Raw genomic sequence first — 11,200 nt, 5'->3', positions numbered from 1 at the left:
ATCTCTTGCCGGAGGATGCCTTGCTCAACGAACCGATTCCCTTTGATCCCGCCCACGACCTCGACGCGCTGGCCGCGTCGGGCGCGCTGGGCGGCAACGTCGCCCTGTTCCGCCAGCCGCGCGGCCCGGACCTGCTGCGCCGCAGCGCGCCGCTCGAGGAGTGGTGCGCGCTGCGCACGCGCCATGGGGTCTGGCCCTATGGCCGCACTTTGGAGGGGCCGCCGGCGCCGCTGGCGACCGTGGAGGGCGACGGCCTGGCCGCCGCCCAGGGCATCAACTTCGCCTCGCAGGATTACCTGTCGCTGGCCAGCCACCCGGCCGTGATCGACCGGGCCATGCAGGTGCTGGCGGAGTCCGGGCCGCACAGCGCCGGTTCAGCTATCCTGCTCGGTAACAGCCGCTATTCGGCGGCGCTGGAAGAAGCGATCGGCGCGCTGCTGCACTGCCAGCAGGTGGTGCTGTTCCCGACCGGCTGGGGCGCGGCCTTCGGCGCCGTCACGGCGCTCGCCCATCCCGGCGACCATGTCGTGATCGACGCCCTGGCGCACGCCTCGCTGCGCCAGGGTGCGGCGGCCGCGACCCGCAACGTGACGGTGTTCCGGCACCTCGACTGCGACCACCTGCGCGAGTTGCTGGCCGGCATCCGCGCGGTGGACGCCAACGGCGCCATCCTGGTCGTCACCGAAGGACTGTTCAGCATGGACGCCGACAGTCCCGACCTGCCCCTGACGCAATACCTGTGCCGCGAATACGGCGCCACGCTGATGGTCGACGTGGCGCACGACCTCGGGTCGATGGGGCCGGGCGGCAGCGGCGCGATCGGGGCTCAGGGCATGCTCGGCAAGATCGACATCGTGATGGGCGCGTTTTCCAAGACCTTTGCCTCCAACGGTGGCTTCGTCGCCTGCTCGGAGCGCAGCGTGCGGCGCCAGCTGCAGCTGTTCGCGGGTCCGCACATGTTCTCGAACGCGCTCTCGCCGGTGCAGGCGGCCACGGTGCTGGAGTGCCTGCGCATCGCGACCGGCGGCGAAGGGGAGGGCCTGCGCGCGGACCTGATGCGCAACGCGGTGGCGCTGCGCGCGCTGCTGCAGGAGGAAGGCATGCGCTGCATGGGCAGCCCCTCGCCGATCGTTCCGCTGTGGACCGGCAGCGAGGCGGCCGCGCGGATCGCCGGCATGCTGCTGGCGCGCGAGCGGGTGTTCGTCAATCCGATGGAATTCCCGGGCGTGCCGCTGGGTGCGGCGCGGCTGCGGCTGCAGTTGATGGCGCAGCACACGCCGGCCCAGGTCCGGCGCGCCGCGCCGCTGCTGGCGGCGGCGGTACGGCGCGCACTGGAGGCGCCGCGGCCGGTGCTGCGGGCATCCGGGCAGGCCTAGCTGCAGCAAGCGCGGGCGGACGGCGGCTCGGTGCATGGTGCGCGCGCCGATGGCGACGGGGTAAAATAACTCCTTTACCTTTTTTGCATCCAGCCATGACCGTCCGCACCCGTTTTGCTCCCAGCCCGACCGGCTACCTCCACCTGGGCGGCGCCCGCACCGCGCTGTACTCCTGGGCCTATGCGCGCCACTTCGGCGGCACCTTCATCCTGCGCATCGAAGACACCGACCTCGAGCGTTCGACGCCGGAAGCCGTGCAGGCGATCCTGGACGGCATGCAGTGGCTCGGCCTGTCGCACGACGAAGGCCCGTTCTACCAGATGCAGCGCATGGACCGCTACCGCGAAGTCATCCAGTCGATGCTGGAGCAGGGCACGGCCTACCTGTGCTACTGCTCGCCGGAAGAAGTCGAGGCGATGCGCGAGCGCATGAGGGCAAGCGGCGAGAAGCCGCGCTACGACGGCACCTGGCGTCCGGAGCCGGGCAAGACCCTGCCGGAAGTGCCGGCCGGCGTCAAGCCGGTGGTGCGCTTCAAGAACCCGCTGGATGGCGAAGTGACCTGGAACGACGTGGTCAAGGGCCCGATCACCATCGCCAACAAGGAACTGGACGACCTGATCATCGCGCGTCCGGACGGCACCCCGACCTACAACTTCTGCGTGTCGGTGGACGACTGGGACATGAAGATCACCCACGTGCTGCGCGGCGACGACCACGTGAACAACACGCCGCGCCAGATCAACATCCTGCAGGCGCTCGGCGCCGAGCTGCCGCAGTACGGCCACCTGCCGATGATCCTGGGCGCGGACGGCCAGAAGCTCTCCAAGCGCCACGGCGCGGTGAGCGTGATGCAGTACCCGGAGCAGGGCTACCTGCCGGAAGCCATGCTGAACTACCTGGCGCGCCTGGGCTGGAGCCACGGCGACGACGAGATATTCTCGATGGAGCAGTTCGTCGAATGGTTCAACCTGGAGCACCTGACCGCGTCGGCGGCGCAGTTCAATCCGGAAAAGCTGGCCTGGCTGAACAACCATTACATCAAGCAGGCCGACAACGAGCGCCTGGCCGCGCTGGCGCGCCCGGTGCTGGAGCGCGAAGGAGCACGCTTCGACGGCGCGCCTGCGCTGCCGGCCGCGATCGCCCTGGTGAAAGACCGCGCCAACACCATCAACGAGCTGGCCGATGCCGCGATGCTGTTCTACCGCGACCCGCAGCCGGACGCGGCGCTGCTGGCCCAGCACCTGACCGACGCGGTGCGCCCGGCACTGGCGGCGTTTGCCGAGCGCTGCAAGGACGTCGAGTGGAGCAAGGCTTCGATCGCCGCCCTGTTCAAGGAAGTGCTTGCCGCGCACGGCCTGAAGATGCCGCAGATCGCCATGCCGCTGCGCCTGATCGTCACCGGCCAGCTGCAGACGCCGGCCATCGATGCGGTGCTGGAACTGTTCGGCCGCGATGTCGTGCTGGCGCGCATCGGCAAGGTCCTGTAAGCGCGTGCTGAAAATAAGTCGCAACTTAGTTCAACTCCCGCTTTGCGAAATGCAACAGCGTCCGCTATAATGCGCGCACTTCAGCGATGCGGGGGTATAGCTCAGCTGGGAGAGCGCTTGCATGGCATGCAAGAGGTCAGCGGTTCGATCCCGCTTACCTCCACCACCTCTGAAGTGTAGTACGGTTGTTCCCGGTCCCTATCGTCTAGAGGCCTAGGACATCACCCTTTCACGGTGAGTACCGGGGTTCGAATCCCCGTGGGGACGCCAGGAAACTGGCAGGAAGGACCGGATCCCAGCTGCAACAACAGCTGTGGTCGAAAAGACGGCGGCATGTTAGAATGTTGTCTTCCCTTGGGGGGTATAGCTCAGCTGGGAGAGCGCTTGCATGGCATGCAAGAGGTCAGCGGTTCGATCCCGCTTACCTCCACCAAGTTTTAGTAGTACAGTCGTTCCGGGTCCCTATCGTCTAGAGGCCTAGGACATCACCCTTTCACGGTGAGTACCGGGGTTCGAATCCCCGTGGGGACGCCAAGCACTGGCGGAATGACTGGATCGCGGAAGCCTCGGCGGAAGTGGTCGAAGAAAAAGCAGTGTGTTAGGATGTTGTTTTCCCGTAGGGGGTATAGCTCAGCTGGGAGAGCGCTTGCATGGCATGCAAGAGGTCAGCGGTTCGATCCCGCTTACCTCCACCACGTAGGAAACGACAGCCAACGATCGTAGCAGTCCAGGGTCCCCATCGTCTAGAGGCCTAGGACATCACCCTTTCACGGTGAGTACCGGGGTTCGAATCCCCGTGGGGACGCCAAGATTTTTTGGCAATGCGCTGCAGGATGCGGAGCGCTGCAAGGTAGAACGGTAGTTTGGAAGTTTTAGGTCCCCATCGTCTAGAGGCCTAGGACATCACCCTTTCACGGTGAGTACCGGGGTTCGAATCCCCGTGGGGACGCCAGCTTAAACCGGAGTAGACCAACGCGCTTGCGCGGAGAGGTGCTCCGGTTTTCTATTTCGCTGGTCAATGTGAAGCATGTTGATGCACAGTTTTGTCCCTATCGTCTAGAGGCCTAGGACATCACCCTTTCACGGTGAGTACCGGGGTTCGAATCCCCGTGGGGACGCCAGTCAGAGAACCGGAGCAGACCAGCGCAGTGCGCATGGTGCTCCGGTTTTTTCATTTGCGCGTCGTATTTCCCCCGATTTACCAGCCGGAGGGATGCATGCCTCCCAATCCCAGTCCGCACGCAAATCCCGGCATGCCCGACACGCTTTGCATACTTGCCCCCTGCAGGCCCGCAAAGCCGCCCGGATAGCGGATGCCGTTGGCGTCGCCCGCCATCAGGCTCGAGGCCATCGCGGCAGCGGTTGCCGGCAACTGCCATTGCCCGACCTGCTGGCCCGGGAGCATCGACAGGCCCAGCGCCACCAGCGCATCCGGCATGCCGTAGCCGACGTGCGCCGGGTCTCCCAGCGTCACCGGCCGTGCGCTCAGGCGCAGCACCTGGAACAGGCGTTCGACCCGTTCCGCCGAGCGCGCGCGCAGCACGCCCTGGAACTCCGGGCGGTGCGCCAGCACCAGCGCCGCCAGGCCGGTCACGTGCGGCGCCGCCATCGAGGTGCCGTCCCAGGCCGCAAAATTATTTGGCGGCACCGACGACACGATGGCGACACCCGGTGCGCACACATCGACCTGCGGCCCGGCGCAGCTGAAGCGCGCCGTGAAGAAGCCTTGCATGTCGATGTCCTGGCCGAGGGTCTCGGTGTGGTAGCTGTCTGGCGGAAATTCATCGGCCTTGCCGATCGCGGCCACGGCCAGAACGTGGGGCGAGGAGGCAGGATACTGGACCGGGCCGCCCGAATTGCCGGCCGCCGCGATGCAGGCGACGCCGGCCTGCTTGGCGCGCACGATCTGGCGCTCCAGGGCTTCCGAGGGTGCGCTGCCGCCCAGGCTCAGGTTGACGACATCGATCTGGTTCTCGATGCAGTACTCGAGTGCATCGATCAGCTGGCTGATCTGGCCCCCGGGGAACAGCTTGCACACATGGATTTCGGCGTCCGGCGCGAAGCCCCGGATACCCCAGCTGGGATCGGCCGCGCCGATCACGCCGGCGCAATGCGAGCCGTGGCCGAGGGTATCGGTGTTCCAGGTGTTGGGGTCGGCCGCCTTGTTGATGACGTCGAAGCCGGAGCGAATGCGGTTGAGATTGCCGTGCGAGGTGGCCACGCCGGAATCGATGACGGCGATCCGGATGCCCTGGCCGCGGAAGGGCTGCGGCACCTGGTCGAGCCGCATGGCGCGCGCGCCCCAGCCGAGCGCGTTCTGGCGCGGCAGGTCGCGCAGGGCGGGCCAGTCGGCCAGCGCACGCAGCGTGACGAGGTTGGCCTGGTCGGCGCTCAGGTCGGGGTCGCGCTGGTAGAAGCTCCAGTAGTCGGCGCGCGGCTTCACGTACAGGCCGCTGATCGTATGCGTGTCTTCGCCGTACAGGCGCAGGCGCGCGCTGCCGTCGGGACCGGTGACGGCGGTGCTCGGCAGCAGGCCGCCGAACAGCGAGACTTCGGCGTCGGCAAGCGGGGCGCCATCCTTGCCGAGCACGGCTACGACGACATCGACCGCCGGCCCGGTGTAGGGCGTGAGCGAGGACACCAGGTCGGGGCGGCGCAGCATCGGGTCGAGCAGCTGCAGGTGCTGGTCGCGTTCCACGATCAGGCGGCCCTGGCCGCGCTGGTGCAGTTCTCTCGCCTTCTGGTCGGTCATGCGCGCCACCAGCACGCCGCCGTCCTGGCCGCCGAAGGCGGGGCCGCCAAGGGCGGCGCCGGCGCCGAAGCTGGCCGTGGCGACGCCGGCCCGTCCACCGACGGTGTCGACGATGTCGATGTCGCCCAGGCCCTGCAGCGCCTGCTGCACGGAAGACAGCGACAAGGGTGCGGCCATGGACGGCATCAGGGCCGCCGGCGTCAGGAAGCCGGCGGCGGCCGGCAGGGGGCGCGGCGCCACCAGGTATTTTTTCTTGCGCTCGGCCACGGCGCGGCCGCCCGCGCGCATGGATGCGGATTCGTCGGCGCCGGAACGGGTATCGGCGGGGCCGTCAGGCGGCTGCCCCGGCTGCTCGCCTGCGCCATGGGGAGTCTTTGGCATGGTGTTTCCTTTTCTGGTCGTTGCGGATGCGCTAGCTGAATAGCGACAGCGGCTGGTCCGGTTCGATCGTTAACTGGTTGAGGTTGCGGCGCCGGAGCTGCTCGGCAGTGTCGGGATCGGTCTCGATTACGACGGTATGCGGCGGCCCGGCACGCGGTCCGATCATGTCGACCAGGCGAACGGCGGGAAGGGCGCCGAGGCTGTCGATAAAGTGTTTCAGTGCGGCGTCGTCGGCCACGGCGCGCACGATGTAGCGGCTGACCGCGCCGCCCTGGAATGAGCCGCTGGCGGAGCTCGGCATAAACAAACCTCCTCGGTGAAGCGCCTCCCCGGAAGGAGGCGCGCGGGTTCGGCAGCGTGGCGGGGTATCAGTGCAGGGTCTGCTGCGCCCCGAGCTGCGCCTGCTGGGCGTAGCTCGTCCACGGATCGGCCGAGAACGGCAGCATGCCGCCGAGCTGGCCGGCGATGCCGCCGATGGTGCTGCCCAGTTGCTGGTTACCTAGCTGGCCGCCGATGAAGCCGCCGACCGGCTGGGCGACGCGCTTGACCATGTTGCCGAACCAGCCTTGCGGCGCCATCTGGGCCTGCTGCTGTTCGGCTGCCAGCTGCTGTTGCAGGATTGCCGCCTGCTGCTGGATCTGCTGCAGCGCCTGTTGCAATTGCTGTTGCTGGACCTGCAGCTGCTGCAGCTGCTGGATCGCCGGATGCTGCTGGATGCCGGCGCCCTGGGCGTCGGCGCCGAAGGGCAGCAGGCCGCCCAGGCCCGACAGCACGCTGCCGGCCACGTTGCCGATGGTCGAGTTGCCGGTCAGGTCGCCGATCAGGCCGCCGGCCGGCTTGCCGAACTGGCTGAACAGGTTACCCACGAAGCCCTGCGGCGCCAGCTGGCCCATCTGCTGCTGTTGCTGCTGTTGCTGCTGCAGTTGCTGGAGTTGTTGTAGTTGTTGTAGTTGCTGGAGCTGTTGCAGTTGCGGCTGGCCGCCATAGGCCGCGCTCGGGTCGGCCCCGAAAGGCAGCAGGCCGCCGCCGATGCCGCCGGCGATCTGGCCGATGCGGCTGCCCAGGTTCGGGTTGTTGAAGATGCTGCCGATGCCGCGCCCGATGGCGCCGCCCAGCGGCGCCCCGAACATCCCGCCCAGGAAGCCCTGGGGCGCCAGTTGTCCTTGACCGATGCCGTATTGCTGGTATTCACTCATGTTCAACTCCTTCAGGTGTGTTGGCCGCCGCCCGCACCAGTTCGGCGTCGCTGCAGCGTGCAGGCGGCGCCGGCGCCCTTACGCGCCTGGCGCGGACGGTTGCGTACATGGCATTCGCGCGACGGTAAGGTCGGCGCGCGAACGGAGCGTAGGGGGCCGGATTCCTGCGGCCGGCTTCCTACAGGTAGGCATTGGACTGGAGCGGCCGGGTGAAGTTTGGAGGGCGTCGGGTCGCGCGGCCCATGTCACGGAATTGCTTGCGATGGCGCAGAAAACCTGCGAATGACGGTTGCAAACGGCAGGCCGGCAGCATACGGGAATGCCGCTTTTCGCAGGGAAAGCGGGCAGCGGATCGGGTAAAATAGCGCGCTTCCGACGCGCCCCTTTCCCGCATGAGCTTTCCTGCCGCCTCCCACACTGCACCCACCCTTGCGATCTTCTGCAAGGTCGTCGACAACTATGGCGACATCGGCATCTGCTGGCGCCTGGCGCGCCAGTTGTGGCGCGAACACGAAGTGCGCGTGACCCTGTGGGTGGACGATCTGGTCAGTTTCCGCCGCATCTGCCCGGCGGTGGACGTGGCGGCCGAGGCGCAGCAGGTCGACGGCGTGCTGGTGCGCCACTGGCGCAGCCAGGAGGGCAGTTTCGCGCCGGGAGAGGTCGCCGACATCGTGATCGAATTCTTCGCGGTCGACATTCCGCCAGGCTACGTCGAGGCCATGGCTCGGCGCACGCCGCGCCCGGTATGGTTCAATCTCGAAGGCTTGACGGCCGAAGAGTGGGTGGAGGGCTGCCACCGCTTGCCGTCCATGCACCCGCGCCTGAAGCTGACCAAGCACTTCTTCTTCCCCGGTTTTACGGCGCAGACCGGCGGCCTGCTGCACGAAGCCGGACTGGGACAGGAGCGTGCCGCCTTCCAGGGTGACCGCGCGGCGATGGCCGCATTCCTGGGCCGCTTCGGTGTCGATGCGGCGGAAATGGATGCGCTGAAGGTGTCGCTGTTCTGCTATCCGCACGCGCCGGTGGACGCCTTGCTGCGCAGTTGGGCCGAGGGCGGGCGCCCGGTGACCTGCCTGGTGCCGGAGGGGGTCGCACCTGCATCGGTCGAGGCATTCCTGGGCGCCGGGGCGCGCGCCGGCAGCACGGCGACGCGCGGCGCGCTGACCTTGCGGGTGCTGCCCTTCGTGCCGCAGCCCGACTACGACCGCCTGCTGTGGGCCTGCGACCTGAACTTCGTGCGCGGCGAGGATTCCTTCGTGCGCGCGCAGTGGGCCGGGCGGCCGTTCGTCTGGCATATCTATCCGCAGGACGAAGGCCTGCATCACAAGAAGCTGCGTGCTTTTCTCGGCCGCTATGCCGCAAGCGAACATGGCGAACTGGATGCGCTCGCCAGATTTTCGCTGGCGTGGAATGGTGCGATCGACATCGATTCGATGGCGGCCGCATGGGCCGACCTGCAGGCCGCGCTGCCGCGCATTGCCATTCGCGCGGAAGAATGGCGCGATGACATGCTCGCCCATGGCGATTTGACGACGAACCTGCTGGAATTTGCCCGTGCCCTGAGGTTGGCCGCGGAAAATCCGGTATAATGCGCGGTTAGTCTGTAACGAATTACACACGATCAAACGTAGGCTCCAAAGCTTCTTCGCTCATGGCCACCGCTGATTTAATGCAACTTACTTTTTACGTAAAACTACTATGAAATTCGCTAAAGAAATCCGTGTTGGCAACATCATTATGGTCGAAGACAAGCCGTTCATCGTGCTGCGTTCGGACGTGAACGGTTCGAGCCGCACGGGCTTCACCTACAAGTGGAAGATGAAGAATCTTCTGACCAATGCTCCTCTGGAAAACGTGTTCCGCGGCGACGACAAGTTCGACGTGGTCGTGCTGGACAAGAAGCCGGTGACCTACTCGTACTTCGCCGATCCGCTGTACGTCTTCATGGACGAAGAGTACAACCAGTACGAAATCGAAGAAGAAAACATGGGCGATGCAATCAACTACCTGAAAGACGGTATGGAATGCGAAGCCGTGTTCTATGACGGCAAGGCGATCTCGGTGGAACTGCCGACCACCATCGCACGCCTGGTCGTGTACTCGGAGCCGGCCGTCAAGGGCAACACCTCGGGCAACGTCCTGAAGGAAGCCAAGATCGAGAACGCCATCGAAGACAAGCAGCACACCGTGATGGTGCCGCTGTTCGTCAGCACCGACGACGTCATCGAAATCGACACCCGCACCAACGAATACAAGAAAGTCGTGCGCAACTAAGCTTGCCGCGGTTTTCGATGTAGAAGAAACGCTGCCTTCGGGCAGCGTTTTTTTTCGTCCACAGCTTTCATGCGATGTCGAAAAATCTTGCTGCACTGCTATCCTAGTGCTTTCACTAAAACAGCGGGAGACAGGATGGATCGCAGGGATTTCGTACGACTGGGCGTGGCGGCGGGCGCCGTCGCGGGTGCGGCGGCCGGCAGCGGGGCGGCACTGGCGGCGGCGCCGGGCGCCGGCAGCATACTCGACGCGGGCGTGCGCGAGCAGCAGGCCCAGATGGCCGCCGGCAAGCTGAGCGCGAAATCCCTGGCGCAGCAATACCTGGCGCGCATCGCCGCCATCGACAAGGCCGGGCCGCGCCTGAACGCGGTCATCGAAACCAATCCGGACGCACTCAAGATCGCCGCCGAGATGGACCGCGAGCGCGCCAGCGGCAAGGTCCGCGGCCCGCTGCACGGCATTCCGGTCCTGCTGAAGGACAATATCGCCACCGCCGACCGCATGAGCACCAGCGCCGGTTCGCTGGCCCTCGACGGCGTGCGTGCGGTCAAGGACGCGCATATCGTCACGCTGCTGCGCAATGCCGGCGCCGTCATCATCGGCAAGACCAACCTGTCCGAGTGGGCCAACATGCGCTCGACCAAGTCGGTCAGCGGCTGGAGCGGCCGTGGCGGCCAGACCAAGAATCCATATGCGCTCGACCGCAACACCAGCGGCTCCAGCTCGGGCTCGGGCGCCGCCGCTGCGGCCGCGCTGGCCACGCTCACCGTCGGCACCGAGACCGACGGCTCGATCGTCTCGCCCGCTTCCTCGTGCGGCATCGTCGGCATCAAGCCGACCCTGGGCCTGCTCAGCCGCAGCGGCATCATCCCGATCGCCCATTCGCAGGACACGGCCGGCCCGATGACCCGCAGCGTGGCGGATGCAGCGCTGATGCTGGCCGCGATGGCCGGTCCGGACGCCGACGACAAGGCAAGCGTCGACAGCAAGAACCATCTCGCCGACTACGCGGCGGCGCTGCGTCCCGACGGCCTGAAGGGCAAGCGCATCGGCGTGGCCCGCAACTTCTTCGGCAGCAACGACACGGTCGACGCGATCATCGAGAAGGAACTGGCGGTGCTGAAGGAGCAGGGCGCGACCCTGGTGGACGTCAAGCTGCCGAATACCGACAAGTACAACGAGAGCGAGCTGCAAGTGCTGCTGTACGAATTCGCGCCGGGACTGGAGGCCTACCTGAAGAACTATGCGCCGCATGCGCCGGTCAGGAACATGGCCGACGTGATCGCGTTCAACGAGAAGAATGCGGCGCGCGAAATGCCCTACTTCAAGCAGGAGCACCTGATCGCGGCCCAGGCCAAGCAGGGGCTGGATGCGCGCGAGTACCGCGAAGCCCTGGCCAACGACCTGCGCTATTCGCGCGAGGAAGGCATCGACCAGGTGATGAAGGAGCACAGGCTCGACGCGCTGGTGGCGCCCACCGGCGGCCCGGCCTGGCTGACCGACTACATCAACGGCGACCACTACGGCGGCAGCTTCTCGAGCCCGGCCGCGGTGGCGGGCTATCCGCACATCACCGTGCCGGCCGGCTTCACGCGCGGCCTGCCGGTGGGAATTTCCTTCGTCGGCGGCGCCTGGAGCGAAGCTTCCCTGATCGGCATGGCCTATGCCTACGAGCAGGCATCGAAGCGGCGCCGCGCGCCGCTGTACCCGGCGACCATCAACGTCAAGCTCTAA

The 11,200-nt window shown here is 66.5% G+C and carries 8 protein-coding genes and 8 tRNA genes; 13 read left to right on the top strand and 3 right to left on the bottom strand.

The features are described from left to right. The first annotated feature begins 20 nt into the window (after positions 1–20). From AB3347_RS15070 to AB3347_RS15025, 10 genes are all read left to right on the top strand, one after another. Positions 21–1,376: an aminotransferase class I/II-fold pyridoxal phosphate-dependent enzyme gene (locus tag AB3347_RS15070; RefSeq protein WP_369092616.1), complete on the top strand. Its 1,356-nt coding sequence runs from the start codon at positions 21–23 to the stop codon at positions 1,374–1,376. Between the two features lie 95 nt (positions 1,377–1,471). Further along, positions 1,472–2,863, top strand: a complete 1,392-nt coding sequence (gltX, locus tag AB3347_RS15065; protein WP_369092615.1) for a glutamate--tRNA ligase — start codon at positions 1,472–1,474, stop codon at positions 2,861–2,863. Positions 2,864–2,953: 90 nt separating this feature from the next. Then, positions 2,954–3,029, top strand: a tRNA-Ala gene (locus AB3347_RS15060). Between the two features lie 28 nt (positions 3,030–3,057). After that, positions 3,058–3,133: transfer RNA gene (locus tag AB3347_RS15055), tRNA-Glu, on the top strand. Between the two features lie 87 nt (positions 3,134–3,220). Continuing rightward, positions 3,221–3,296, top strand: a tRNA-Ala gene (locus AB3347_RS15050). Between the two features lie 25 nt (positions 3,297–3,321). Beyond that, positions 3,322–3,397, top strand: a tRNA-Glu gene (locus tag AB3347_RS15045). Positions 3,398–3,482: 85 nt separating this feature from the next. Then, positions 3,483–3,558: transfer RNA gene (locus AB3347_RS15040), tRNA-Ala, on the top strand. Between the two features lie 37 nt (positions 3,559–3,595). After that, positions 3,596–3,671, top strand: a tRNA-Glu gene (locus AB3347_RS15035). 68 nt (positions 3,672–3,739) lie between these two features. Further along, positions 3,740–3,815: transfer RNA gene (locus tag AB3347_RS15030), tRNA-Glu, on the top strand. 93 nt (positions 3,816–3,908) lie between these two features. Further along, positions 3,909–3,984 (top strand) — tRNA-Glu (locus AB3347_RS15025). A gap of 77 nt (positions 3,985–4,061) precedes the next feature. Here the strand turns inward: AB3347_RS15025 and AB3347_RS15020 are convergent. The 3 genes from AB3347_RS15020 to AB3347_RS15010 all read right to left on the bottom strand — a co-directional run bounded on the left by AB3347_RS15020 (position 4,062) and on the right by AB3347_RS15010 (position 7,192). Further along, the gene (locus AB3347_RS15020; protein WP_369092614.1) at positions 4,062–5,996 is read right to left on the bottom strand and encodes a S8 family serine peptidase; all 1,935 of its coding nucleotides are present in this window, start codon (positions 5,994–5,996) and stop codon (positions 4,062–4,064) included. A 31-nt stretch (positions 5,997–6,027) separates the two neighbouring features. Then, complete coding sequence (locus tag AB3347_RS15015; protein WP_369092613.1) at positions 6,028–6,297, bottom strand: hypothetical protein; 270 nt, start codon at positions 6,295–6,297, stop codon at positions 6,028–6,030. Positions 6,298–6,364: 67 nt separating this feature from the next. After that, a complete protein-coding gene (locus tag AB3347_RS15010; RefSeq protein WP_369092612.1) occupies positions 6,365–7,192 on the bottom strand; it encodes a hypothetical protein in 828 nt (275 codons plus the stop codon). Between the two features lie 392 nt (positions 7,193–7,584). Between AB3347_RS15010 and earP the strand changes: the two genes are divergently transcribed. The 3 genes from earP to AB3347_RS14995 all read left to right on the top strand — a co-directional run bounded on the left by earP (position 7,585) and on the right by AB3347_RS14995 (position 11,200). Beyond that, positions 7,585–8,781 carry an elongation factor P maturation arginine rhamnosyltransferase EarP gene (earP, locus tag AB3347_RS15005; RefSeq protein WP_369092611.1) on the top strand — a complete coding sequence of 399 codons (1,197 nt, stop codon included), beginning with the start codon at positions 7,585–7,587 and terminating at the stop codon, positions 8,779–8,781. Between the two features lie 109 nt (positions 8,782–8,890). Then, complete coding sequence (locus tag AB3347_RS15000; protein ID WP_369092610.1) at positions 8,891–9,466, top strand: elongation factor P; 576 nt, start codon at positions 8,891–8,893, stop codon at positions 9,464–9,466. A gap of 135 nt (positions 9,467–9,601) precedes the next feature. Next, positions 9,602–11,200 carry an amidase gene (locus AB3347_RS14995; RefSeq protein ID WP_369092609.1) on the top strand — a complete coding sequence of 533 codons (1,599 nt, stop codon included), beginning with the start codon at positions 9,602–9,604 and terminating at the stop codon, positions 11,198–11,200.

This window comes from Massilia sp. X63 (genome assembly GCF_041023745.1).
Taxonomy (GTDB): Bacteria; Pseudomonadota; Gammaproteobacteria; order Burkholderiales; family Burkholderiaceae_D; genus Telluria.
The sequence above is the reverse complement of the archived record's forward strand: the minus strand, read 5'-3'. Positions and strand labels throughout refer to the sequence as shown.